The following is a 24,568-nucleotide window of genomic DNA, read 5'->3' as shown; positions in this document are numbered from 1 at the left end:
TCGCCGCCGCGTGGCCCCGCGAGCCCGTGACGACCGGCGTTCGCGAGGGGTCCCGCAGTAACCGGGAGGCAGCCGGAGCGGACTGACGTACTGCCCCGTGGAGCGGCTGGCATCCGGGCGTGATGCACCTGCTGACGGTGGAACAGCCCGTGCGTTGACCGACGGTTCCATGCCCCGCAGGGCCAGTCGCGTTGCTGAGCACCGGGTGGGGGATCTCGGCGAACGGTGTCCGGCGGAACCGTAGGGACCTTCACGCCGATGCGCTCCCAGCCGACGAACCGCGCGCACCTGGCTGGAAGGGACCCTTGGGAAGCCAGTTCCGCAGAGTGCGACGAAAGGCCTACGGGCTGCGATCGAATGTGGCTACTATCAGCCGTTCAGGCGCCGGGATTTGCCGATTTTTCCTCATGGATGCGCCGAATGGTGGGGGGAGTGCCAGCGAAGTGACCGGATTGGGAAGGTTCGGCGGTGGACGAACCGGAATGTTGGCCGTCGAGGACCCGCCCACGGCCGCCGGGGCGCCGTCAACCGGCCTTCCCTCAGGGGTAGTTGAGCCCGGAGGCGGCCCCCGTCGCCTGCCTCTGCGTACGGTTCTGATCATTCTCGTGGTCGTACCGAGCCTCGCACTCGCACCCCTGTGGGGTCTGAGCACGTACCAACTGGCCACTCGCTGGCAGGCGGAGAGAACCCAGGGGGAACTGACCGCTTCACTGAGCGGGCCTTCGTTCGCCCTCTTCCAGTCCCTGCAAAAAGAGCGCCGGCTCACCGCGGAGGCACAGGCCGACACCGGCAACACCGGCACGCGTGGCCGGCTGGCCGACGCGCGCACCGCGACGGACAGGGCGATAGCCGACTTCCGTCCGGTGGCCGCCGAGAGCACGTCGCACGGGCAGCAGGGACTCAGCGCGGCCCTGGCCGGCACCACGGGCGATCTCGACCGGATCTCCGTGCAGCGCAAGGCAGTTGACACCGGGTCAGCAGGCGAGAAGACGGCATTCGACTACTACAACGGCACCGTGGACTCCCTGATCACCGTCTTCACCGCGCTGGGCCGCTCCAGCAACGCCGACGTGACTCTCCTGTCGCATACGAGCGTCGATCTCTACGGCGCCATCGACATGATCGGGCGCGAGGACGCGCTGCTCGGCCGCGACTGGCAGATCGGGCACCTGAGCGTCGCCGAATTCGACGTGTTCGTCGACGCTGTCGGCGCCCAGAGCTACCTGCTCCATCGGGTCGACCTCAGCCTCACTCACGACGAGCGCGACACGTACAAGGCGCTGACGACCGCCAAGTCGTGGGCGAGCCAGCAGGACCTGGAGAAGCAGATCATCGTCGCCGGTCCCCACCACTCGCAGGGCGAGTTGGTCCTCGGCCAGATCCACGCTCAATGGCGCAGTGCGGTGGACGCCAACTACCCACTGCTGCGGAGCCTGGTCGATGTGCGGGCCGCGCACGTGGACGAGGTCTCCGCCGACAGCGTCAGCCAGCTCCGGCAGAACCTCGTCATCGTCAGCGCCATCGGACTGCTCGCCGTGATCCTGGTCATTGCCACCAGCTGGCGCCTCACCGTCGTGCTGCGCCGGCGCATCTACGGCCTGCGCGAAGAAGCCGTGGAACTGCAGCAGCGACTGCCCGACGTGGTGGCCCGGTTGGAACGCGGCGAGAACGTCGACGTGGACCGCGAGGTCCGGCTGGTCGAGCCCACCCCCGACGAGCTCGGGGAGCTCGGGCGGGCCCTGAACGCCGCCAGCCGCAGCGCCGTGTCCACGGCCGTGCGCCAGGCCGAGCAGCACCGTGGCTTCGAGCGCCTGCTTCAGCGGATCGCCCGACGCACCCAACTCCTCATCGGCCTCCAGCTGCGCAAGCTGGACGAGCTGGAACGCACCCACGAGGACCCGGAGTTGTTGGACGGTCTGTTCGCCCTGGACCACCTCACCGCGCGGCTCCGCCGCTACGAGGAGAACCTGGTCATCCTCGGCGGCGGCCAGCCGCAGCGCCGCTGGCGCAAGCCGGTCCAACTGATGGACGTCCTGCGTGCCGCACAGGGCGAGGTGAAGGACTACGACCGGATCTCCATCGACGTGGAGGGCGAGCCCTGGGTGTCCGAGCGGGCGGTGAGCCCGCTCGCGCACATATTGGCGGAGCTGATGGAGAACGCGGCCGTCTTCTCGAAACCGCCGACCCCGGTTGAGGTACGGGCCGTCATGGTCAGCCGGGGCATCGCTGTTGAGATCGAAGACCGCGGCCTGGGCATGGAACCCGAGCAGTACGCCGCGGTCAACGCCTTGATGGAGGCGCCTCCACAACTGGACGTGATGACCCAGGCGGATGACGTACGGCTCGGTCTATACGTGGTCGCCCGGCTGTCCGCGGGCCTCGGCCTGAGGGTGGAGCTGCGGCCGTCCGCGTTCGGCGGCACCCGCGTGATCGTACTGCTGCCGGAACAGGTGGTAGTGGAACAGCCCGACGTGGAGCCCCAGCCTGTCAAGCTCCCGCCGGAAGCGCGGCTGCTCCCGACCGGCCCGAAACGCCACCCGGACGACGCCAGTATCAGTCGGCAGGCGCCGTACAGGGACGGGCAACTGCCCCTCCGCACCAGGGGACACGCGATGGCCGACATCACGGCCACCGCTCTCCCGTCACCGGACGCGATCAAGGAAACCCCGTTCACGTCGGCCGATGCCCAGCCGCTGCCGCAGCGGGTCCGCCAGGCCAGCCTTGCGTCCGAACTCCAGATCCCGGCCGAGCCGGACAGTCCGGACGATCCGACGCCCTGGTCGATCCCCCACCAGCCTGGCCGGTCAGGGGCCACCATCGGCGCGTTCCAGCGGCAGTCCCGGCTGAGCCGGAGCGGCAGCGGCTCGGACGGCGACGCCGCGGACGGATTCGGCGACGATCTCGCCAGCGTCGGCCACCGCGGGAGCTTCGACGACGGTGGTGAGAGCGGCGGTTCCGGCACGGGTCATGGCCTCAGCAGCGGCCGTGGCAAGAGCAATGGTGACGCCTACGGCGACGGCAGCAGTGAAGATCCCCCCTCGCCCGAATCGCCAGGCCCCTCCAGGACGGATGATCGAGAATGACGCAGCGAACGACGGCCACCAACGTGGACCTGGACTGGCTTCTGGACGGCCTGGTCGACCAGGTGACGGGTACGAGGCACGCCATCTTGCTGACGGACGACGGCTTGGTGATGAGTCGTTCGCAGACCATCGAACGCTCGGACTCGGAGCGGCTCGCCGCGATCGCCACCGGCCAGCAGAGCCTGGCGCGTGGCGCCGGCCAGCTCTTCGGCGGCGGTCCGGTACATCAGGTCATCGTCGAGATGGCCGGCCTGTGGCTGTTCGTCGTCTCCGCGGGCCGCGGCACCCACCTGGCAGTGATTGCCGACCAGGAAGTCGACGCCGAGCTGATGAGCGTTGCGATGCACACCCTGGTTCAGCAGGTCGGCCAGCGTCTGCGCGCCGACGCGCGTACGCCGTCGGCCGACGACCCAGGCAGAGCCGGATGAAACACTGGACTGAGGTGTTCGACGACGATGACGCCGACGAGCAACTGGTCCGTCCCTACACCATCACCAGCGGGCGTACCAGCACTGAGCGGGCGGATCTGACACTGATCACCCTGGTGACGACGCTGCCCGAGGGCGCCACGCGGGCGACGCCTGCCGTGCCCAGGATGCAACCGGAGCACCGCACGATTCTCGCGATGTGCCGGGACTCCAAAGCGGTCGTGGAGGTCTCCGCCGAACTGCGCCTCCCGGTGGCGCTGACGAAGATCCTCATCGGCGATCTGGTCGACGCAGGACGGGTGTCGGCCCGTTCACCGCGACCCGTCACACGGCAGGGCGAAGTGTCCGACATGGCAATCCTCGAGGCGGTGAGAGATGGACTACGCCAGCTCTGAGCACGCGACCGGCCGGCCCTCGGGCCGCACAGCGGAACAGACGGACACCGCGCCCCTGGCGGTGAAGATTCTGATTGCCGGCGGATTCGGCGTCGGGAAGACCACCCTGGTCGGCTCGGTGAGCGAGGTCGCGCCGCTGCACACCGAGGAGTACCTGACCCGGGCCAGCATCGGCGTCGACGACCTGGAAGGTCTGAACAGCAAGGTCACGACCACCGTCGCACTCGACTTCGGGCGGATCACCATCAGTGACCAGCTCGTGGTCTATCTCTTCGGCACCCCCGGGCAAGAACGCTTCTGGTTCATGTGGAACGACCTGGTCAATGGGGCGATGGGTGCGGTGGTCCTGGTCGACACCCGGCGCCTGGAGACGAGCTTCGCCTCGATCGACTTCTTCGAAAGCCGGGGAATCCCCTTCGTCGTCGGCGTCAACTGCTTCCACGGCGTCCGGGACAGGACCACGGAGGAGATCCGTACAGCACTCGCTCTCGACCCCCAGGTTCCGCTGGTGCTGTGTGACGCCCGCGACCGAGCGGACGGCCGCAATGTGCTGTTGGCGCTCGTCGAACACCTGATGGCAGGTCAGGCCGCTGCGTCCCTCTAGCCCTGGGCCTTTGAGAGGTGGACTGTCCGGAGAGTGCTAGGTGTGCGTCGGCCGGCTGCAGGGCTTGCCGGGATCAACACGCTGATTTGGCCTCCGCGGCCGAACTGGGCACGGCCCAGGCACAGATTGGCCGCTCTCTGCCGTCTGAGTGGGTTGACTCGGGGGGCGTCCAACGGATGGGCAAGTTTGTCCTGCCCGGCAATCGGTTCAGAGGCACGCACCTGATCGCGCGGTAATACCAGAGCTACCGCCGTGGGGGAGGCGATGCGCCGACGGGCCGAGGGCAGTGTCGCGATGTCCCGAACCAGACGGCCCTCCTGCGTCAAGCACAGCCACGGACTTACGCCGCCGCCTCACAGGTGGCCCGCAGCCGCCGGACTTCGCCGCCGGTCCGGCGTTGCGGGGTGCTCTCGGTGAACACCGCCAGACGCAGTACGAGATAGCGGCCCATCCCGACGAGCGCGGTGGCCGACAGGTACACCGTCTGCTGCAGGACGAGTCCGGCGCCGGGCCTGAGTGTGGCCAGCGCGCCGACCGCGGCGGAGGTGACCAGCCAGCCGGCGGCGATGGTGGCAGCGCTCTTCAGGTGCCCGGCCAGGCCGGGCCGTCCGTGGCCGAACGAGACGCGGGCGTGCAACTCTGTGGCGATTACGGTGGAGGCGACGGTGGTCAGCGCGTTCGCCGCCATCCACGGAATCCACTGCGACAGCAGGACCAGGGCCGCCGAGGCTGCCAGAGTGACCCCGCTGCCCAGCCCGGCGAAGCGCCCGAAGGCCGCCGCGTGCAGACGGATCAGTCGCAGGCCGTTCATGGTGATCCCCTCCCCGTCCGCTGCCCCTGGCGGGGCCGTCGTCGTCATGCCGCAGAGCGTGACCGACCCTCCCTTCAGAGCGGTCTCAACGCGGTCTCAGATACTTCGACGATGTTGAAACCGATCCTGTGACACGCCGCCTGCCCCGACCGTGACCACTTGCCCAACGGGCTGGAGTTGGGCAAGCACCCGAATCGGCCATGCCCACGAGCTGAACCACCGTCACCGTCCAAGCCACTCCGCGACGACGTCACCAGAGCCGCAGGGCGCCGCAGGCCAGGTGCGGCGCAACCGTTGCCGCGGTCACGCGATGGTGATGCGCCTTGTCCCTGCCCGCCCAGGCATGGTTCACGGGTGGTGGCGATATGCGGGGTGCGGCGCGGGGCGTGCGCATCCGTGCGCCCAACGCCCCTACCCCCCCCGCGGTAGACCGGCAGGCGGGTAGGGCAGCATCGGCTCAGCTTCCGCATGCCCATGAGGGGTCATCATGCGTTCCGCCCGCCGTGCCGCATCACCTGTGCTGTTCGCCTGCCTGGTGCTCGCGGGCTGCCCTCCCACGCCGCTCGGAAACTCGAACGCGGGCGCGTCGGGGAGCCAGACACCCTCAGCGGGTCCGTCGGGCGCAGGCGGGGCCGGACGGGCGTTCGCGGTAGGGGCGGGGCCGCAGAGGACATACACGGTGCAGCAGCAGTCGGCGGCGGGCTCCTGCCACTGCCGGTATTGAGGTAGGCGATCGATCCGTTTTCTGTCTGCGTGACAGGCACCATACGGGTGTTCGCCGAGGCCACCGATGTGCCCGATGTGTCACCGTGTCCTGCTGGGCCTGCCTACCTCCCGCGCGGCATACCCGCCACGCCTGCTCACACTGCTTAAAGCCACACTCGCATCCGCCCAGGCCCATCCTGATCGACGCATCCGTCGCTGGGCCAACGCAGCAGACCACGGCGCAGTTTGAGCCCGGCTGTCTGCCAGCAGTCACCGGACACCCTTAGCTTGTGAGCTAGCGGTCAGCGACCAGTGGCACTTTCTGCCGGTATGTCAGTCCCACGCGTTGAAGAGGACCCCGCCCAATGTGGTGATGCCGTGAAAGCGGACCTCACGCCACTCGCCCTGCGTGAGCACTGAGGTGTCCACGTCGGAGAGCGGTGTGGCGAGTTGTTCGCCGCTCAGGACTGTGAAGCCTGCGTCGCTGAAGACGTGAGCCCATGGCGGCGGCGCGAGGAAGCCCTCTCCGTACCAGTCCCGCCGTGCCTTGGCGAAGGCGACCCAGGTGTGGTGAGCGTGGCACAGGACAGTGTTCTCGCCTTCGCGTCCGACGACCGTTGCGGTGTGGAAGCTCCGGGGGTACGCCCGTTTCTCCACCTCACCTACTTCGCCTTCAGCGACGCGGGCAGCGGCATACAGAGCGGCGCGGAACGCCGACAGGTCAGTCTCGGGAAGAGGGCCGTCCTTCGGCCGGTGGAAACCTGTCGCCCCCCGCGGCAGCGTGAAGCCGCCGTTCCCCTCGTTGACCATGCCGCACATTCTGCCTGGTGCGAGGCGCAACAGTGTTCAGAGGTCCCCAGCTGCCAGTCCATGATGCGTGTCGAGGCTTGGTGTCCATATTTTGTTGCGCGGAGCGGGGATACGCCTCGCCGGTGGTTAGTATTCTGCCGACGTCGTGCTGGGTGGTGGAGCGGACGGTTTTCCTCTGAGGCGGGACAGTTGCAAACCCGGCGGCCTCACATCCTGAAAATCCCTGCTCGTTGTGCTTGCAGTTCGGAGCGGACGAGTTCGAGGATGCGTCCGGACCAGTTGCGGCCTCGGCCGGCGTTGTCGCCCCAGAAGGCTGAGTTCATGTCGTCGTAGATGACGGTGGCGTCGCCCGTAGCCAGCAGGATCTCAGCCAGTTCAGGGTGCTGGTCGTACTTGGCGTTCAGCAGGCGTGTCATGACGGCGGTTCGAGCGTGTTCCCAGCCCTCGCGGCGAGGTGCCTCGGTCGCGAGCGCGCGTGCTGTGGCGGCGGTCTCTGCTGCCGCGATCGCGAGCCGGGTCTGCGGATCTGTGACCGACAGGGCCCAGTAAGCGTGGGCGACGGAGGGGTAGTTGGATCCGTCGACCGTGATCGGGGCGGGGTAGTCGTGTCGCAGACCGAGCGTGCCGGGATCGTCAACCGGCCCCGTCGGGAACGAGTGGTAGAGCTGGACGGCGGGGGCGTGCGAGGCCACCGGTCCGTCCGCGGGGACGCGTGTGGCTATCTCGGCCGTCCAGCGGGCCCGCTCCTCGAAGTATGCGAGGGCGAACGTGCCGAGCCTGCTGATGAGGTGGCTGGCGCTTCGTGAGCCCGAGGCCCGAGACCGTGCGGCGTCCATCGAGTTTCTGGCGTCGCCAGCGGCGCGCACCTATCTCGGCGGCCCTCGGCCGCGTGACGAGCTTGAGCGCGAGATGCCCGTGGTGCCCGAGCGGTGGTCCGGGAGTTTCGTCGTCGGAAGGCTGGTCAGCGTCGTCGAAGTTTGATGACCGCTAGGTACGGTGGGCGACGGTATCCGTGAGGGTCGTAGCAAGATCCCCGTCGTCTGTAGGGTGCGGCAATGACAAGAAGCGAGCGGCTCGCGGAGCAGTTGGACTGGTACTGGCGCAAGAACCTGCGGCCGCGCCTGGACGGTCTTACCGATGAGGAGTACTTCTGGGAGCCGGTGCGCGGCTGCTGGAGTATCCGCCCACGTGGCACGTCGGCCGCACCGATGTCGGCGGGTTCAGGGAAGTGGACGATGGACTTCGCGTCCCCTGCCCCGGAGCCGGCGCCGGTGACCACGATTGCCTGGCGGCTGGCGCACATCATCGTCTCGTGCCTGGCCTATCGGGTCGAATGGTACTTCGACGGCCAGGACTTCGACGCCGAGGCGTTCGCCTATGCGGGGACCGCCGACGAGGCGCTGAAACAGCTCGATGACATGTATGGGAGATGGAACGCGGGGGTCCGCGAACTCTCGGACGCCGACCTGGACAATCCGCCCGCGATGGGTCCCGAACGGTTTCCCATAGAGAACAGGGTCCTGCACGTCAACAGGGAGCTGATCCATCACGGCGCCGAGATCTCCCTGCTGCGCGACCTCTACCACTGGCAGGACGAAGCCGTACCGCGCCGAGTATGACCTTCCTTCGGTGAGACAGGACAGAGAGCACCGGAGCAACAGCCCGACAGGTCCTGCGGTCTCGTCCTGACCGCGCAGCGCCAGGACGAGACGGGGCGGGGCGGGGCGACTACGAGCCGGGCTCGAGGTCCGGGCGCAAGGCCACCACTGGGGCTCGTCCATGCCCCGACTGGTCGCGGAGCTGGTGGTTCTCAATGGTGAGGACGTTCACCACGTGGGTGAATGTCTCGATCTCGGCCTGCTGTCGCCTGTTCTCCTCGATCAGCTCGGCCAGTCGCTCCTTGATTTTCTTCCGTTCGGCCCGCAGCTTGCGTTCGCTGTCGGGGACCCGTCCTTCCCGTGTCTGAAGTCGGGGCCTTGCGCAGGTCCCGCAGCCACGCGGAGGGTTCGCGCCAGTCCTGGTCCCACACCTCCGGCGAAAGCACCGACCGCAGCTCCCTGAGCACGTGCAGCAGATAGGCCGGCCACGGCGGGTGACGCGGGGTGATCACGGCGTTCGGGCAGGCCGTGCAGAGCAGGGTCGTGCAGAGCAGGAACGACGCCCCGGCAGGGCACCCCCTGTTCCCCGAACGGGCTGTGGGCGTAGTCGCTGCACGAGTTCATGTCCCGCTGCCACAGGAAGTTGAAGAACAGACAGCAGTCCCCGGCGCAGTTCCGACACGTCTCCCTGGCCAGATGCGTGAACGCCGAACGCGTCGTGTACAGCGTCAGCCGCGGGTCCACCTGGTAGTCAGGGTCCGTGAAAAACACGTCCCCCGGGTCGATCCGGGCGGCCTCCTCCCGTACGTCGAGGTCGGCCTACTCCCTCAGGACAGGGTGATCGGTCGCCGCTGCGGCGTGCAGTCTCGACACCCAGTGCACTTGCCAGGACTTGCTCACACGTCCCTCTTTGCTCGCCACACGTACCGCTGCAACACGAAGATTCAACAGGGAAGAACGTGCAGTACGACTTGGGTCAGAGGACGCCGAACCGCCGCTGGTGGAAGTCCTGGAACCGCTGCATGTCCAGTGCGATGCAGGTCAGCGGCGGGGCAGCACGCCCAGGAGTGTCGCGGTCAGGGCCAGCTCCAGATAGTCCTTCAACTCGAGGTGGAAGCGGGCCAGTTCGGGCTCGGCCTGGTAGGCCGCCTGCAGGCTGGGTGGGGGTGTGCTGTACGCGGGCAGGGCACCGGCCATGAGTATGGCCTGCAGGCTGAACAGTGTCGCGTTCTCGCCCAGCTCCGGCAGGTACTTCAGAAGCAGGGCGGTCATGGTGGTCAAGTGCCCCAGGGAGGCGCGCTTGTAGCGTGCGACGACCTCGACCGAGACGTTGCGTTCCAGGACGCTGCTCTGCGCGCCGATGAGGTCGCACAGCACCACTCGGCCGGAGAGTGAGCGGCTGAGGGTCTCCGCCACGGCAGCCGCCCGCTCGGCCATGGGTAGATTTTCGTCGACGCCGGCAGCCAACTCGCCTGCCAGTTCCGTCAGCCACTCCTGCAGGAGGCGGTCCAGCAGTTCCAGCAGCACCGCCTCGCGGGACTCGAAGTAGCGCAGCACGTTCGGCTTCGCCAGTCCTACGCGGCGGCTGAGCTCGTTGAGGGTGATCTCGGCCACCGGCATCTCGTCGAGCATCGCCGACGCCATGTCGAGGATCGCCCGTCGGCGGATCTCCCGCTGCTCTTCGGTTCGCGCCCGCTGGAAAGTCACGATCGCCATCTTAACTTAAGTACCGCCGGTACGTTGACAACGTACTGGGGGTACTTTAATGTCGCTGACACAAGATACCTTCGGTACGTTAGTTAGTTGGGAGCCTGTCATGAGTGAGAAGTGGACGACGGCGAATATTCCGGACCAGCGCGGACGGGTGGCCGTGGTGACCGGAGCCAACACCGGCTTGGGGTACGAGACCGCCAAAGCGCTCGCCGAGCACGGGGCGTCCGTGGTGCTCGCCGTGCGCAACGTCGAGAAGGGCGAGCAGGCCGCGGCCGGCATGACCGGCGACGTGACCGTGCAGGCGTTGGACCTGACCTCACTCGACTCCGTCAGGACCGCGGCGGCGGAGCTGCGCTCCCGGCTCGACCGAATCGACCTGCTGATCAACAACGCCGGCGTGATGTACACCCCGAAGCAGAACACCAGGGACGGCTTCGAGATGCAGTTCGGCACCAACCACCTCGGCCACTTCGCGCTCACCGGGCTGCTGCTGGATCTAATGCTGCCGGTACCCAGATCGCGCGTGGTGACGGTCAGCAGCACTGGCCACCGCATCCGTGCCGCGATCCATTTCGACGACCTGCAGTGGGAGCGGTCGTACAGCCGGACCGCCGCCTATGGTCAGTCCAAGCTGGCCAACCTGATGTTCACGTACGAGCTGCAGCGCCGACTCGCCGCACACGGCACCACCGTCGCGTTGGCCGCACACCCTGGCATGTCCAACACAGAGCTCGCCCGCAATACCCCCGCGGCCCTCCGCCTTCCGCTCACCTGGCTCGCGCCGCTGATCACCCAGACGCCGTCGATGGGGGCGCTGCCGACCCTGCGCGCCGCCACCGACCCCGCAGCGCTCGGCGGCCAGTACTACGGCCCCGGCGGACGTAACGAGATAAAGGGTCACCCCCGGCTGGTCACCTCCAGCCCGGAGTCGTACGAGGCAGCCGTCCAACAGCGGCTGTGGACCGTCTCCGAAGACCTCACCGGGGTGAAATTCCCCCCTGTTCAGTCCATGCACGACTCGTTTCCGCCCGGATCGGACATCACGATGAGCCCGCGCTGATAGGGCACGCCGGCCCGTCGCCGTGCAGGCCGGGTGCGTCCAGGCGCAGATAGCGCGAAGGGTCCTCCTCGCCGCCCCGCGACGGCGGCCGGCAGGTGCCGCCTCAGGGCGGGGCACGTGACCCCGACTGCCGGGTGATGGTGCGTCGAAGGGCCCGGTTGGAGCGTGGGGTTTCATTCTCGGCTGCAGCAAGGGTTGTCGGAGGGCGGGTGCGGCTGGTGGAGGTGGCGCCCCGGGTGGATGGTGGGGCGAAGTGGTGCTCGGTGCAGCCGGGCCGGCCGCCGGGAGTGCTGGGGGAGGTGGCGTTAAGGGCATTCCCGGAAGGGAGTTGACACAGTGTCGGTTCCCGAATTAGGTTTGTCGTGTGTAGCCGCTTGGTTGCATGTTTTTGGGGGGCGGGCTTCATCCGTGAGGGATGGAAGCCGGGGAATTAACCCCAGGAGACATGCGGCGTAAAGCGGCCTGTTGCTTTTCCGGGGCCCAGTTCCTCGCGGCCCGTCCTTCCTGATCGGGAAGGAACGGCGGTGCCCTCGCAGGTTGACCCATCAGAAGAGAACTCTGTTGTTTCGGATACCGCCCGAGAGTTCCCCGAAGAGCCCGATCACCGCACAGTCGATTTGATCGCGCTCGTGTGCATCCTGGCCGCCTGTACCGCGATCTGCTTGTCGGCCGGCGTAGTGGCTCTCCAGGCAGTGATCGGCGCGGCCGGCATTTTGTTCGCCGCGTGGCGGACACCACCGCGGACCAGGCGGGGACCGCGACCGGTATCGGCTCGGCGGAGGCCGCCGCGTCGCCCCGGATCATGACATGCGCGAGGCCCTACGTGCTGCGCTGGACGCTGCGCCATTGTTCGGCTCGTTTCGGCCGGGGCGTGCTGTAGGCCGAGGTCTGTCGGCTGTGATCCGCCCGAGCCGAGCCTCCTCGCGAACCTCTAGGCGGAGCGGCTGTGCCCGTCCAGATGTTTGCGCAGGAAGGCGATCTCCGCCTCGACGACCTCCTCGTGTGCCGCAAGGAACGGGGCGTAATGCCGGCCCTCGACGTGCAGCACCTCCGCGTCGGGAGCCGCTGCGGCGGCTCGCAGAGCAGGGCCGGGGAGCGTGCTCCGATCTTGGTCGCAGACCACCATGAGCAGGGGACACCGGATCCGCGAGGCGTGCAGGCCGGGCCGGTACCGGCCCAGGTGGAGCGCAATCCGCGCCGCGACCGTCTGGTCCCAGCCCGAGTGACGCTGGCCGGGGTCCAGGGCGCGGCCAGCGTCCATCGCGTCGGGGGTGGTGAGCGCGGCGACGTCACCGCGTACGCCGGCCGCGGGGATCAGCAGCGGACGCCGTCCTACGAGACCGCCGAGCACGTCCGCGACCGCCAGACCCATGAGCCGCAGCACGGCGAGGGGCGTCATGGCCCGCAGCGCGTTGGGTGCGAGGGCGCGGCCGTCGACGACCGGCGACTGCGCGATCACCGACGCCAGACCCGTGTTCTCCGCCGCCACCTGAAGGATGTGGCCGGATCCGAGGGAGAAACTCCACAGGGAGACCCCTGCTGGGTCGACGTCGGGCAGCTCGCGCGCGAAGTCGATCGCGGCCTGCCAGTCGGCGCGCTGCTCGGCGAAGCGGACGACCTGGCGCGGGGTGCCGCCGCTCTCCCCGAAGCGGCGGTGGTCGAAGGCCAGGACGGCGAAGCCGGCGTCGTTGAAGCGCCGGGCGAAGAGGTCCGAGGCGGGCTCCTTCGTCACGGCGGTTCCGCCTGCCATGACCACGCAGCCGCCGTTGGTGCCTGGGTAGTGCCAAGCGGCGCACGTCGTGTCACCGCTGGTGAACCGTACTTTTTCGCGCGGGAGGACGGGGGACACGGGAACCTCTCGTTCTGGGTTCGGGTTCGGGGGGCGCCGGGTCGCGGGCGGCGATCCGGCGACCCGGCGACCTTCGGCCGTAGGCGGATCAGAAGGGGAACCAGTTGCGCGGATCGATGATCATCGGCGTCTCACTCCGTTGCTCGGGAGCCCGTCGGGCATCAGGGGAACGGAGTTCATCGCGTGCACTTCATGCTGGTCCCGGTCCCGGCGCAGGAGGCCGCATCCGACGCCGGTATGAGCGAAACTCGCCTTCATGGCCAACGTTCCGGCGGATTCCGTCCTCAGCCTCACCGATCAGCGGCTGGTGGCCGCCCTGCAGTGCGACGGGCGACTGACTGCCGAGCGGGCGGCGCAGGTGCTCGGCATCGGCGCTGCCACGGTCCGCCGGCGCCTGCACGCACTCACGGCGGACGGCGCCGTGCGGGTGGTGGTCTCCCCGGTCGCGCGGCCGCGCAACGGCGGCTCGGCCGGCGCCCTGTTCCTGCGAATCCGGGTGCTGCGGGGAAAGCTCGACACGATCGTGGCCGCGCTCGCGGCACGGGAGGACATCCCGTTCATCGACGTCACCACCGCCGGCGACGAGATCTTCGCGGTGGCCCGGACCGAGCCCGGCTCGCGCGACCCGCTGGTGTTCCGCCAGTTGCCCTCCACACAGGCGGTCACCTCCCTGGACAGCGCCACCATCCTGCACGTCTTCCGGCTCACCTCCGAGTGGCGGCACACCGTCCTGACCCCCGCTGAGCGCACCGCTCTGTCCCGAACCGATCCGCAGGCGGAGCCGGCACCAGAGCGGGTGCGGCCATCCGCCGGCTCCCCGGGACCGTACGGTGTCGACACCGACCCCGTGGAACAGTCCCTCATCGACGCGCTCACCCCCGACGCCCGGCTCCCCGCCGCCGCGCTGGCCGCCCGCACGGGTCACCCGGAGTCGACAGTGCGTCGGCGCGTTGCCCAACTGACCGCGCAGGGGCGGCTGGTGACGCAAGTCCTGGTCGACCCTCGCCGCCTCGGGCTGCCCATCGAGGCCAAGCTGCTGCTGCACGTGGCCCCCGACCACCTGGCCGCCGCCGGACAGGCCCTGGCCGACCACCCCGCCGTCCACGGCGCGTTCGCGACCTCCGGCCCCTCGAACCTGCACGCCGCCGCATACTTCCCCGATCTGACCGCGCTCTACGGCTTCCTCTCCCGCGACCTGTCCGGGCTCGGAATCACCCAGGTGGAGACCGCGATCGTGAGCCGCGCCGCGAAACGTACACCGCCCCTGGGCGGCGAGCCCCCCGCCCGAGCCACCGCCACACGGCGTCGGCCGCCGGCCCGCGTGGGGGAGGGGAAGGGGTAGCAGGCGGGGCACGCGACCCGCGCGACCCGGGAAGGACGTAGCGACACTCGTCACTCCCAGCTCGGCAGTTACCCGCGCGCACAGCAGCGCTGCCGTGAGGGGCCCCGTCGGCGCTGCCGGACCCGGCCGCAGCAGGTCGGCGGCGCGCTCGGCCGCGCAGCGCGAGTAGTGGCCCGTGCTCTCTGGACACGCTGCCCCGGCTTTTCGGGTTTAGCCGGTGCTGACTCCTCTGCTGGCCGACGTACCTGCACCGGCCGGGGCAGCCGTGGGGGCTGGCGGTGGCGTTGCCCGGCGGCTCGGTGCGAGGAGCCCGGCGGCGGCACCGAGGATCGCCAGGACGGCAGCCGCGACCATCGCGGCGGAGAACCCGTCGGCGAAATCCTGCGGTGACTGGTCGGTGCCGTGCGCCGCGAAGACGGCCGCGAGGATGGCGATGCCGAGCGCGCCGCCGAGCTGCCGGACGGCGCTGAAGGTGCCGGCCGCCTTGCCCATCGACTCCGGTGGCACCGAGGTCATCACCGAGCTCTGCTGGGCGGGCATGGCCATCGTCGTACCGACACCTGCGACAACGAGGGCAGCGATCGAGGAGGCGTAGCCGTCATGTTGGTGGGCCTCGACCGCGAGCCACAGCAACCCGGCGCCCTGCAGTGTCAGACCCGTGGAGATGAGCCAGCGCGACCCGATCCGGTCCTGCAACCGCCCGGCGATCGGCGCGACGAAGAACAGCGGCAAGGTGAAGGGGAGGAAGCGGACGCCTGTCCCGAGTGGCGAGTAGCCCTGGGCCACCTGCAGATACTGCGCCAGGAAGAACACCGTGCTCATCAGCGACGCGGTGAGCATCAGTGCGGAGGCGTTGCCGGCCGCGAACTCGCGCACCGTGAAGAGTCGCATCGGCAGCATCGGGTGCTCCGTCCGCAGCTCCCACGCGACGAAACCGGCCAGCAGGACGATGCCGCCGATCAAGGTGCCGAGTACCTCGCCGCTTTCCCATCCGGCTGCCCCTGAGCGTACGAGCGCCCACACGATCCCGAAGGTCGAGGTCGCCACGAGCAGAAGTCCCAGCACGTCGGGGCGCACCGGGCTGCCCTTCATCTCGGTGAGCCTGGTCGCGGCCAGTGGCAGCACCAGGGCGATCACCGGGACGTTGATCCAGAAGATCCACTGCCAGGCGAGCCCTTCGGTGACGGCGCCGCCCACCAGCGGTCCGCCGGCCACGGCGAGGCCCATGAAGGCGGCGTACACGCCCATCACCGCGCCGCGCCTGTGCGGCGGGGCGGCGGCGGTGAGCAGGGCGAGCGCCGCGGGCATGATCATTGCCCCGCCGGCGCCCTGGACGACCCGGGCGCCGATGAGCAGGCCGATGTTCGGGGCGAGGGCGCAGGCGGCGGAGGCGAATGCGAAGACGACCAGGCCGAGCAGGTAGGTCCGTCGGCGACCGAGCCGGTCGCCCAGCTCGGCGGCCGGGACCATCAGCGCCGCGAGGCTGAGGCTGAAGGCGCTGACGGTCCACTCAAGGCTGGACATCGACGCGTCGAGATCGCGTTGCAGGGTCGGCAGGGCGGTGGCGACCACAAGCTGGTCGAGCGCCACCACCAGCGCGCCGGCAACAGTGAGCGCGAGCACCAGTCCCAGGGGTGTGGGTCGGTGAGCGGCGGTGGTCGCGGGCCTGAGCGTCATCGGGCACCGGCCAGCGTGTCGGCGGTCAGTGCGGCGTACTGGACCTCCAGTGCCTTGCCTGCGCCGGTGCGCCAACTGTCAGCCATCGGCCGGGACATGGCGTCGGGGAAGATGTCCTGCTCACCCTTCTCGACGCCGTCGAGGATGGCCGCCGCTACGGCAGCAGGGGTGTCCTTAGGGATCTCGACGCCCCGGGACATGTCCGTGTCGACGATGCCCGTGAGAACGGCATGGACGCTCACCCCCTGCGCAGACAGGAGTGTGCGCAGGGACTGGGTCGCGGAGAACGCAGCCGCCTTTGAGACGGAGTAGGACGCGATCAGCGGCAGCGGAGCGAACGCGTTGACGGACAAGTTGTTGACGATGGCTCCGTTGCTACGGGCCAGCAGCGGGGTGAACGCCCGCGTGACGGCGAGGGTGCCGAAGAGGTTGACCGCCAGGTGCTCGGCGATGACGGCGGGGTCGCTGAGGTCGTCGTACCCGGCGATGCCCGCGTTGTTGATCAAGAGGTCGAGGGACCCGATCCCGTTGACGGCTGCCGTGATCTGCTCGCTGTTGGTGACGTCGATTGTGACCGGCTGGACACGGGAGTCGGGGTGGTCGAGCGGCGTACGCGTCCCGGCGTAGACAGTGGCTGCGCCCCGCGCCAGCGCCTCGTCGACGAGCGCGCGTCCGATGCCTCGGCTCGCGCCGGTGATCAATACCGTGGTGCCTTCGATGCGCGTCACGATGACGGCGTCCTCTCGTAGTGATGTGCGACTCGGGCGGGCAGCGTCCGGTCCTCTGTGTGACGTGCCCGGGCTTCCGCACTCATCGGATGACCGCGAGTTCGAGGACGGGCTCCGCGCGCGTCGTGCGACGTCGGCCGACGTGTATGCGGATGGCGGCGCGATGGCTGCTCGGGCCGACGGTGCAGTTCAGCGCGGCCTTCGCCTTCATCTCGGTCGCCGACCTGGTCGGCGTGGTGAAGCAGCGCTCGCGTCGCCTCGGGGAGTGAGAGCTCCTAACGAAATGGAGTGGCGGACGCACTCGTGACAGGGCGACGATCTCTCGGTACTCGCCGATTAAGGGGCAGCTATGGGCGACATCGTTCCGAGGGAGCTCATCTCCCTCGCCGATGACGAGGGGAACAGCGTCACTGTCAACGTTCTGGGGCGTGATCCCAGGTGGAGTGCCGGGCTTGCCGCCGAGATCGTGGTCCGGACGCCCTTCGTGTCCGGCCGTATCGATTTGGTGCTGTCCACTTCGGATCTGACGAGCTGGGCGGACGCGCTGAACAGGCTGGACGCCGGCGAGGACGTCGCCTGGATGGAGTGGGGTAGGGGGCCTTCCTTCTGGATCCAGCTCAGTGGCGAGCGTGACTGTCCGGAGGTGGTGGTGGAGGACGAGTCGGGGTCCATGGTCACGGTGAGAGTGCCGCTCGTCCCGCCGGACGACTGGATCGCAGCTCACCAGCAGCGTTCGCACCGGGTGATGGCGCACTGGGTTCCGCTGTTGTCAGCGAGCTGAGCAACCGCCGCCAGCAGATGAGTGCGCATCCGAGAACGAGGAAGGCTTCGATGTCGTCGCGAATCTCCCAGCGGATCCGCAGGCGGCGGAACCAGTGCAGGTGTGCAAAAACGCGCTCGGCGACCCAGCGTTGAGTGCCGAGACCGGAGCCGTGCTCGGTGCCACGGCGGGCGATCGGTGGTTTCACGCCGAGGCTCCAGACGAGGCGGCGGTACTTTTCGTGGTCGTAGCCGCGGTCACCCAGCACCACGTCCGGCCGGCGTCGAGGTCGTCCGCGCCTGCCTCGTGCCGACGGCACGGCTTGGAGGAGCGGGATCAGCTGGGTGACGTCGTTGCGGTTCCACCTTCGGCCGGAGCGGCTCGATCACCGTCCACAACTCGTCATCGACATGCCAAGGCTGCGGCCGAGCCACCCGCACCACCCCCGGAGCAACGGTCCCGGAGTAGTCCAACCACCTCGAAGATCATTTCGTTAGGGGTTCCAACTCAGCCGTGTGACAAGCGGGCCCTCGGACTCCTCGAGAGCCAGGGTCACCTGGTCAGCGCGCTCAGGACCAACGAGGTCGCGCCGGGGTTGAGGAGGCGCCGCGGCTGTACGCCCGCGAAGGTGAGGACTGCACCGGATCCGAACCGCGCGCGGGCACCGCTACTGCACTCGACTTCGAGGAGTCCCTCCTCGACCACTACGAGGGCGTCGGTCCACTCCTCGGAGACGTAGTCGAGGGCATCCCCGGCCCGTATGACGACGGTCCGGACTCGGTGGCCTGGTGGGGTCCTGCGACCGATGAACGAAACTGGCTCGCCGTCGTACGTCACAGCGTCGCCGGGAGAGCGAAGCGGTCGAAGAGCGGGGTATCGACGAAGATCGCCAGCTCGATGATCGCCGCATCGTCGACGGTGAGCACGCCGATCGCGAACCGACGGAGCTCGGTGTCGTCCGGCGCACGCCAGTAGAGCGCGAACGCGGGCTGACGGTTGGCCGAGGTCGGCACCAGCCGCCAGTCCCCGCGGAGGCCCTGGAAGACGTGCATGCGGAGGAAGGTCTCGATGGCGTCGCGGCCGTCGTACCAGGTGGGGCGCGGCGGCATGACCAGCCGTGCGTCCTCACGCAGCAGCGTGACCAGCGCGGTTGTGTCGGCCCGCTCCCATGCCTCCATGAGTTGCTGGAGCAGGACTTTCTCGTCCGCGGCGGCGGTCGCACGATCGCGGGTCGGCCACTCCTCGCGATCCGGCGGTACGTGGGCGGCGAGCCCGGCGTGAGCACGTTGGAGGGCGCTGTTGACCGCCGCTGTGGATGTCTCCAGCGTGCGTGCGGTGTCCTTCGCGGACCAGTCGAGCACGTCGCGCAGGATGAGCACGGCCCGCTGGCGCGCCGGGAGCCGCTGGATGGCTGCCAGGAACGCCAACTCGATCGTCTCCTTGGCGGCCACCGCGACCTCCGGCTCGCCGTCCGAGGGCGCCGGGACCGCCAGCAGACTGTCGGGGTAGGGCTGCAGCCACGGAATGTCGACCCGCGGCGACGGCTCGCTCCCCGGTTCGGCGGCCGCCACGACGTCGGTGGGCCAGGACCGGGCCTTGCGGCGGCGGAGCATGTCCAGGCACGCGTTCGTTGCGATGCCGTACAGCCAGGCCCGGAACGACGCCCGGCCGGCGAAACTGTCCAGCCGTGCCCAAGCCCGCAGGTACGTCTCCTGCACCGCGTCCTCGGCGTCCTCGATCGAGCCGAGCATCCGATAGCAGTGCACGTTGAGCTCGCGGCGATGGGGTTCGGCCAGTCGTTCGAAGGCCGACTGGCCCTCCGCGCGCGCCTTCTTCAGCAGTGATTCATCCACGTCGGTATGACGCTTGCCGACCTCCTGACTCATCGGTGCTCATGCCTCAGGCAGCCCGTCGCTTCCAGCGACGCAAGGAACCGCGCACCCCGGCGTACTGGGGCAGAGGCCACAGCAACGGCGAACATCCTGCACCGCATCGGAGTCAGGTCGTCGTCGGCCGACGACGGCTACGCGGCCCTGACCACGCACGACAGAGTCTCAGCGTGGTGGGCACGCGGCATCGCAGGAAGACCGGTGTGGGTGGCGTGATCGCCTTTCAGTTCGTGCCTGCCCGTGCCGGCGGCGCGAGCTCGTCGCTCAGCCTGCACCGATGAGTCGAAGCTGCCGCGCACGTCTCACGGACAGAGGAACGCTGGCAGGTGCACAAGCACCACGGAGTCTGGGAGTACGTCATGAACGCGGAAGCGAACGGGAACAAGGCCGAGGCGTTCAGGGCGCTGCACGTGCCCGGGCGGCCCCTGGTGGCCCCCAACGGATGGGACGCAGCGTCGGCCAAGATCATCGAGCGGGCCGGCTTCCCCGCCGTGGCAACAAGCAGTGCTGCCGTATCGGCCTGCCTCGGCTGGGAGGACGGAGAGGCAGCCCCCGTCGAGGCAATGTTGGCGACGGCAGCTGGAATGGCCCGAGCGGTGAGTGTGCCCGTGACCGTCGACTTCGAACGCGGCTACCGCCTTCCGCCGGAGGAACTGGTCGAGCGACTCGCAGCCACTGGAGCGGTTGGACTCAACATCGAGGACTCGGACCCGGCCACGGGCGTCATCGTCGAGACCTCGGAGCAGGTCGAGTTCCTCCGCGGCGTGCGGGGGGCCGCCGTTGCTGCCGGACTGGACTTGGTGATCAATGCTCGGACCGACGCCTTCCTGCGTCGCGTCGGAACTCCTGCGGAGCAGCTCGCCGCCTCCGTCGAGCGCGGAAACCGCTATCTGGATGCCGGCGCCGACTGCGTCTACCCGCTGGGGACGGGTGAGCCGGCGACCATCGAGAAGCTCGTGCAGGCGATCGACGGACCGGTCAATGTCGCGCGCGGCGTACAGTCGCCGCTGACACTCGCAGAACTGGCCAGTCTGGGCGTGGCGCGGGTGACGTTCGGGCCGAGCCTGCAGCGGCACGTCTATTCGTGGTTCGAGGCTGAGGCCCTGCCTGGCCTGCTGGCGTGATCGGAGAGATCCCCAGTAGCACGCGAGCAGGGCCACCACAGGCTCAATGAGCGTGCTCGCCGGAAACGCGAGCTCCTTCAGCGGGCCGAACTCCGCGACGTACGACGGGACGAGCGTCGCTAGCGGGCAGAGCACAAGCCAGGCGGCACGGTTGGCGTTCGGCCAACCGGCTGGCTCAGCTCAATCATCCGAGCTTGCTGCATCGCGTACCGCTGAATCGTCCGCGCCTGCGACGACCGGCGAACGACGGTCCGTCCGCCCCGAGCATCCCCAACTACCCCGCCGCCAGGACGGATAGCCAGCGAATGAGGAACCCAGGACTGGCCCAGCCACACGCGGCTGACGGCTCAGAGGGTCCACTTCCATGTGGCGCCGCTCCACAGCCCGGCGAGCACGGTGAGGCGGTCGCCCACGGCGTGAGTGGTCAGGGCCTCGATGCCGGAGGGCGCTGTGCGGGTTTCGTACGGGTGACCGGTGGCGAGGTCCCAGCCGCGGAGGACGCCGTCGTCCCCGCCGGAGAAGGCGACCGACCGGGACCCGAGCTTGGCCACCGCGACCGCTTTGACCGCGGTGTCCAGCTGCGGACCGAGTGTCCGGCCGACCGGCTCAGGCACGGTCAGGTTCCACACGCGGGTCGTGCCGTCGTCCCCCGCGGAGAGCGCGAACGGCCGGTGGTCCGAGGTGCCGAGGGCCAGACTCCAGATCGTGCCGTCGTGGTCCCCGAGCGTGCGGGCCACCGGGTGGTCCGCGCTCAGGTCCCACAGGCGTACGGCGTGGTCGTCGCCACCGGTCACGGCTATGGTTCGGCCGTCCATGTCGCCGACGGCGACCGCTTTGACCGCGGTACTCAGCCGTTCGCCGAGCGGCCTGCCGGAGGGGTCTGCGACGGTCAGGTCCCACAGTCGTACGGTGCCGTCGTCGCCGGCCGACACCGCCACCGTCCGGCCGGCCAAGGTGCCGAGCGCCACACCGTTGATGGAGCCGGACGGCTGCGCCCCGCCGAGCTGCCGGCCGGCGGGTCGCCCGGCGGTGAGGTCCCAGAGTCGTAGCGTGCCGTCCACGCTGCCGGACACGGCGGTGGCCCGGCCGTTCAGGCTGCCCACGGACACGGAGTAGACGGCCTTGGTGTGGCCGGCGAGCGGCCCGCCGCGGACGGCGCCCGTGGCCAGGTCCCACACCTGCAGAACACCGTCCTGACGACCCGTGACGACGACGGTCTGGCCGCCAAGAGTGCCCGTCTTGACAGTCCATACGGCACCGTGGTCGTCGTCGGACAGCGGGCCTCCCAGCGGCTCGCCGGTCAGGGTGTCGTTCAAAGGCACCGTGTGCTGCCCGGACTTCGACGGCGAGGGGTGCCGCCCTGCCGGTTGCTCGGGACTGTTGTCCAGCCACGCGGTGACAGCGACGCCGGTGGTTGCCGCCGCGAGCACGGCCGACAACGAGATGAGCACCTGGCGCCGGGGACGCGACGGCGATGCCGGGGGAGTGGCGGGAGACTTGAGGGGCTCCGGGGACTGGCCGGTGATGGCGACGTGCCCGGGACGCGCGTCGATGGCGGCCTTAGCCGCGGTGGCCGGTCCGACGGTGGTCGAAGCCGCCGCCTCCGCCGTCAGCCACAGCCGACGGAACTCTTCGACGTCCCCTGCCAGTGCCTCCACCACCAGCTCCAGATTTCCCCACCGGGGCAACCGCTCGCAACGGATCACGATATGCACCGTGGTGTGGCTCAACGCCTGGATTCTCGTGGCGAGTTGGCGATAGCTCGGCTTTCCTGCCCGGCGATGGAGATCCTGCAACCGAAGCCGCAGTGCGAGGAGTTCGTCGCCGCTTCCGGCGGACGGTAACGGCGGGTCGAACATCGTCATGGCGGCCCCCACCCGTAATGACGCAACTACGCTGCGGCACTTCGAGGGTAACGACATCCGGTTCCTGTGAGGAGCACTTCAGGCACCCGCGTAAGGATTCGTCCGCGTCCGTCAGATTCCGTACGGCTTCGTAAACTCGCTGGCAGACGGCCTCATCGTGGGAAGCGGGGTCAGCAACTGGCCCCTTCGGCTAGGCCTTTCGCGACCTTTCGCGGCCTCCCGCGACTTCGAACGAGCTGCGGACAGCCGACTGCATTCAGCGCATCAGGAAAGGACATCCATGCGCACCAAGATCGCAACCACCGCCCTCCTCGCGTCACTGACCGTGGCAGGCGTGGCGCTCGCGCCGGCCGTCAGCGCCGCCCCGCAGCACACCGCGGTGCAGGCGGCACCCGCTGCGGCACCGGGGTTCTACGTCGGCGGAACCTGGAAGCTGTACCAGAGCAACGGCCCCGTGGTCACGATGAACGTGTCCCAGGACTCTGCGGGGACGCTGTACGGAAGCGCGTCGTGCTGCGGCAACCCCGGGACGATTCGAAGCGGCCGGGTCGACGGCACCGGCATCTACTTCGTCATCGCATGGTCGAACGGTGCGCTGGGCCGGTACACCGGGACCCTCGGTCCGGACCGGCGCCTGTCGGGCTACACCTTCGACATCAACAACCCGAGCAGCCAGGCCAATTGGAACACCAGCCGCGCCTTCTGAAGTACTGAGTCGGCTCCTCAGGTCCGTGCACCTCCTCCCGGGTGCACGGACCTCCTCACCATGGACCTTGCGGATCCCAGGACAGGGGTCCTGCTGGCACGGGAGTCTCCGTATCCGGCGGAGTCCAGGAACGATGCCGTCACGTTGCCCTGGTGAGGTCGCTCCGCTTGCGCAGCAGTTCACGGCATCGCAGACCAGAACGCGCAATCCCGGCCAGGAGGTGAGTCCACTCCGAGGGTGAGCAACAGCATGTCGACGCGGCCTCATTGAGCGTCGCGCGCCGAGCTGGTGCGGAGGTCCCGGATGCGGTGACGGGCGCCGTGCCGTATGTGGCTGCTGAGCTCTGGTGGGTGCCGGTTTCTCCGTGTAGCGTCGCTGTCAGATGTCGTGGTTCGCAGTACCTGCCCGCGCTGTTGCGCGGGCGTTTTGCTGTGCGGTGGCTGGACCAGGGCGATCATCTCCGGGGCCGCGCGGTGCGGCACCCGACAGCGACTGAGAGGGCACCGATATGGCCAGCGGGACCGTGAAGTGGTTCAACGCCGAAAAGGGTTTCGGCTTCATCGAGCAAGAGGGCGGCGGCCCGGACGTCTTCGCGCACTACTCCAACATCAACGCCTCCGGCTTCCGTGAGCTCCAGGAAGGTCAGAAGGTGACCTTCGACATCACCCAGGGCCAGAAGGGCCCGCAGGCGGAGAACATCACGCCTGCCTGACCTCTCGTCATGGGCCCGTAGGTCCAGGGCGGTCACGGTCGCGTCGATCCTGTCCCAGTGATCGTCCGTGAGATCGGGCAGCAGGTGCCGAAGGCGAAGGGGCCGCCCATCCTGGGGTGGCCCCTTCGTCATGGGCGGGTCGTCGGCTGACGGTCGGACTGACCTGTTGATCGCGTCGGTGAGCAGTGCGGCAAACCCCCGGGTGCCGAGGAAAAGGGCGGGGTTGTCGGTGTGCGTGGAGTCCCGGATCGCGATCCAGGACGGGAGGACTGCGAGTTCGACGCACTCGTTGTGTGGGGAGTCTCCGTGCAGGAACTCCACGACCGGGACCTCCTGATGACCGACTGTCGGGGTGAGCTTTTCTTCCAGCTCACCGGGACCCGACGCGGATACGAGGCCCTGGAAGCCGCTGGCTTCGACGTCCGGCGCGACACACTCTTCAAGTGGCTGTCGGATCTCGAGTACAACGTCCGCCGCGCCGCTGCGGATCGACGGTACGCGGGGCAACTGGGAGGAGATCGAGGAGCTCTGGCTCGCCGGCGACCTCACCGATGACGAGTTCGAGGACCATTTCGTCGACGACGTCATCGTGGTGGACATCGGCGAAGGCACCGATGGGTGGGAGTTCCCCGGCGCCTCGTACACCGTCGAAGTCAGGTAGTAGCGCGCACGAAGCAGGTGAAGGACAGCGGCCGCTCGGGATGCATCG

At 68.8% G+C, this 24,568-nt stretch carries 22 protein-coding genes and 3 pseudogenes; 13 read left to right on the top strand and 12 right to left on the bottom strand.

What is annotated here, in order from left to right:
* The first annotated feature begins 605 nt into the window (after positions 1–605).
* The 4 genes from OHT77_RS01310 to OHT77_RS01295 are packed head-to-tail and all read left to right on the top strand — an operon-like array spanning position 606 to position 4,510.
* On the top strand, positions 606–3,083 hold the full coding sequence (locus OHT77_RS01310; protein WP_328826026.1) for a sensor histidine kinase: 2,478 nt from the start codon (positions 606–608) through the stop codon (positions 3,081–3,083).
* Positions 3,080–3,511 carry a roadblock/LC7 domain-containing protein gene (locus OHT77_RS01305; protein WP_266779333.1) on the top strand — a complete coding sequence of 144 codons (432 nt, stop codon included), beginning with the start codon at positions 3,080–3,082 and terminating at the stop codon, positions 3,509–3,511. Before OHT77_RS01310 ends, OHT77_RS01305 begins: the two co-directional genes overlap by 4 nt.
* Before the next feature lie 14 nt (positions 3,512–3,525).
* Entirely contained in the window at positions 3,526–3,906 is a 381-nt protein-coding gene (locus tag OHT77_RS01300) for a DUF742 domain-containing protein (protein ID WP_328826025.1), read from the top strand.
* The gene (locus tag OHT77_RS01295) at positions 3,887–4,510 is read left to right on the top strand and encodes a GTP-binding protein (protein ID WP_328826023.1); all 624 of its coding nucleotides are present in this window, start codon (positions 3,887–3,889) and stop codon (positions 4,508–4,510) included. The genes OHT77_RS01300 and OHT77_RS01295 overlap by 20 nt, the downstream gene beginning before the upstream one ends.
* A gap of 340 nt (positions 4,511–4,850) precedes the next feature.
* Here the strand turns inward: OHT77_RS01295 and OHT77_RS01290 are convergent, their stop codons facing one another.
* The 3 genes from OHT77_RS01290 to OHT77_RS01280 all read right to left on the bottom strand — a co-directional run bounded on the left by OHT77_RS01290 (position 4,851) and on the right by OHT77_RS01280 (position 7,672).
* Positions 4,851–5,369: a hypothetical protein gene (locus OHT77_RS01290; RefSeq protein ID WP_328826022.1), complete on the bottom strand. Its 519-nt coding sequence runs from the start codon at positions 5,367–5,369 to the stop codon at positions 4,851–4,853.
* Positions 5,370–6,359: 990 nt separating this feature from the next.
* A complete protein-coding gene (locus tag OHT77_RS01285; protein WP_328826021.1) occupies positions 6,360–6,836 on the bottom strand; it encodes a hypothetical protein in 477 nt (158 codons plus the stop codon).
* A gap of 206 nt (positions 6,837–7,042) precedes the next feature.
* Positions 7,043–7,672: an NADAR family protein gene (locus OHT77_RS01280; RefSeq protein WP_328826020.1), complete on the bottom strand. Its 630-nt coding sequence runs from the start codon at positions 7,670–7,672 to the stop codon at positions 7,043–7,045.
* On the opposite strand from OHT77_RS01280, the pseudogene OHT77_RS01275 reads away from it, so the two are divergent.
* Together OHT77_RS01275 and OHT77_RS01270 are read left to right on the top strand one after the other, a co-directional pair.
* Positions 7,620–7,787 (top strand): annotated as a pseudogene (locus OHT77_RS01275) (GNAT family N-acetyltransferase); the annotation flags it as partial. The gene OHT77_RS01280 and the pseudogene OHT77_RS01275 sit on opposite strands and share 53 nt — an antisense overlap.
* Positions 7,788–7,891: 104 nt before the next feature.
* Entirely contained in the window at positions 7,892–8,455 is a 564-nt protein-coding gene (locus OHT77_RS01270) for a DinB family protein (RefSeq protein ID WP_328826019.1), read from the top strand.
* Positions 8,456–9,475: 1,020 nt separating this feature from the next.
* Here OHT77_RS01270 and OHT77_RS01265 read toward each other — a convergent pair.
* Positions 9,476–10,141 carry a TetR/AcrR family transcriptional regulator gene (locus OHT77_RS01265; protein WP_328834114.1) on the bottom strand — a complete coding sequence of 222 codons (666 nt, stop codon included), beginning with the start codon at positions 10,139–10,141 and terminating at the stop codon, positions 9,476–9,478.
* Positions 10,142–10,250: 109 nt separating this feature from the next.
* Between OHT77_RS01265 and OHT77_RS01260 the strand changes: the two genes are divergently transcribed.
* Positions 10,251–11,207, top strand: a complete 957-nt coding sequence (locus OHT77_RS01260; protein ID WP_328826018.1) for an SDR family NAD(P)-dependent oxidoreductase — start codon at positions 10,251–10,253, stop codon at positions 11,205–11,207.
* A gap of 931 nt (positions 11,208–12,138) precedes the next feature.
* Here the strand turns inward: OHT77_RS01260 and OHT77_RS01255 are convergent.
* The gene (locus OHT77_RS01255; RefSeq protein WP_328826017.1) at positions 12,139–12,939 is read right to left on the bottom strand and encodes an alpha/beta hydrolase; all 801 of its coding nucleotides are present in this window, start codon (positions 12,937–12,939) and stop codon (positions 12,139–12,141) included.
* Between the two features lie 373 nt (positions 12,940–13,312).
* On the opposite strand from OHT77_RS01255, the gene OHT77_RS01250 reads away from it, so the two are divergent.
* Positions 13,313–14,398, top strand: a complete 1,086-nt coding sequence (locus tag OHT77_RS01250) for an Lrp/AsnC family transcriptional regulator (RefSeq protein WP_328826016.1) — start codon at positions 13,313–13,315, stop codon at positions 14,396–14,398.
* 210 nt (positions 14,399–14,608) lie between these two features.
* Here OHT77_RS01250 and OHT77_RS01245 read toward each other — a convergent pair whose 3' ends face one another.
* Entirely contained in the window at positions 14,609–16,075 is a 1,467-nt protein-coding gene (locus OHT77_RS01245; RefSeq protein ID WP_328826015.1) for an MFS transporter, read from the bottom strand.
* Positions 16,072–16,803, bottom strand: a complete 732-nt coding sequence (locus OHT77_RS01240; protein WP_328826014.1) for an SDR family NAD(P)-dependent oxidoreductase — start codon at positions 16,801–16,803, stop codon at positions 16,072–16,074. The genes OHT77_RS01245 and OHT77_RS01240 overlap by 4 nt, the downstream gene beginning before the upstream one ends.
* Before the next feature lie 349 nt (positions 16,804–17,152).
* On the opposite strand from OHT77_RS01240, the gene OHT77_RS01235 reads away from it, so the two are divergent.
* Entirely contained in the window at positions 17,153–17,584 is a 432-nt protein-coding gene (locus tag OHT77_RS01235; RefSeq protein WP_328826013.1) for a DUF5959 family protein, read from the top strand.
* 1 nt (position 17,585) lies between these two features.
* Here OHT77_RS01235 and OHT77_RS01230 read toward each other — a convergent pair.
* The 3 genes and pseudogenes from OHT77_RS01230 to OHT77_RS01220 form a co-directional block, all read right to left on the bottom strand.
* Positions 17,586–17,924: pseudogene (locus OHT77_RS01230) on the bottom strand (transposase); the annotation flags it as partial.
* A gap of 191 nt (positions 17,925–18,115) precedes the next feature.
* A complete protein-coding gene (locus tag OHT77_RS01225) occupies positions 18,116–18,400 on the bottom strand; it encodes a hypothetical protein (protein ID WP_328826012.1) in 285 nt (94 codons plus the stop codon).
* Complete coding sequence (locus tag OHT77_RS01220; protein ID WP_328826011.1) at positions 18,397–19,449, bottom strand: sigma-70 family RNA polymerase sigma factor; 1,053 nt, start codon at positions 19,447–19,449, stop codon at positions 18,397–18,399. Before OHT77_RS01220 ends, OHT77_RS01225 begins: the two co-directional genes overlap by 4 nt.
* Positions 19,450–19,811: 362 nt before the next feature.
* Between OHT77_RS01220 and OHT77_RS01215 the strand changes: the two genes are divergently transcribed.
* Entirely contained in the window at positions 19,812–20,576 is a 765-nt protein-coding gene (locus OHT77_RS01215) for an isocitrate lyase/PEP mutase family protein (protein ID WP_328826010.1), read from the top strand.
* Positions 20,577–20,923: 347 nt separating this feature from the next.
* Here the strand turns inward: OHT77_RS01215 and OHT77_RS01210 are convergent, their stop codons facing one another.
* The gene (locus OHT77_RS01210; RefSeq protein WP_328826009.1) at positions 20,924–22,282 is read right to left on the bottom strand and encodes a WD40 repeat domain-containing protein; all 1,359 of its coding nucleotides are present in this window, start codon (positions 22,280–22,282) and stop codon (positions 20,924–20,926) included.
* A gap of 439 nt (positions 22,283–22,721) precedes the next feature.
* Here OHT77_RS01210 and OHT77_RS01205 point away from each other — a divergent pair, with 439 nt between their 5' ends.
* Positions 22,722–23,147 (top strand): hypothetical protein, encoded by a 426-nt coding sequence (locus OHT77_RS01205; RefSeq protein WP_328826008.1) that lies wholly within the window; start codon positions 22,722–22,724, stop codon positions 23,145–23,147.
* Positions 23,148–23,655: 508 nt separating this feature from the next.
* A complete protein-coding gene (locus OHT77_RS01200) occupies positions 23,656–23,859 on the top strand; it encodes a cold-shock protein (protein WP_328826006.1) in 204 nt (67 codons plus the stop codon).
* A gap of 186 nt (positions 23,860–24,045) precedes the next feature.
* Here OHT77_RS01200 and OHT77_RS44970 read toward each other — a convergent pair.
* Positions 24,046–24,180: pseudogene (locus OHT77_RS44970) on the bottom strand (DUF397 domain-containing protein); the annotation flags it as partial.
* Between the two features lie 31 nt (positions 24,181–24,211).
* On the opposite strand from OHT77_RS44970, the gene OHT77_RS01195 reads away from it, so the two are divergent.
* A complete protein-coding gene (locus tag OHT77_RS01195) occupies positions 24,212–24,520 on the top strand; it encodes a hypothetical protein (protein ID WP_328826005.1) in 309 nt (102 codons plus the stop codon).
* The last annotated feature ends 48 nt before the right edge of the window (positions 24,521–24,568 follow it).

This window comes from Streptomyces sp. NBC_00252, from assembly GCF_036187565.1.
In the GTDB taxonomy this organism is placed as follows: domain Bacteria; phylum Actinomycetota; class Actinomycetes; order Streptomycetales; family Streptomycetaceae; genus Streptomyces.
The sequence above is the reverse complement of the archived record's forward strand: the minus strand, read 5'-3'. Positions and strand labels throughout refer to the sequence as shown.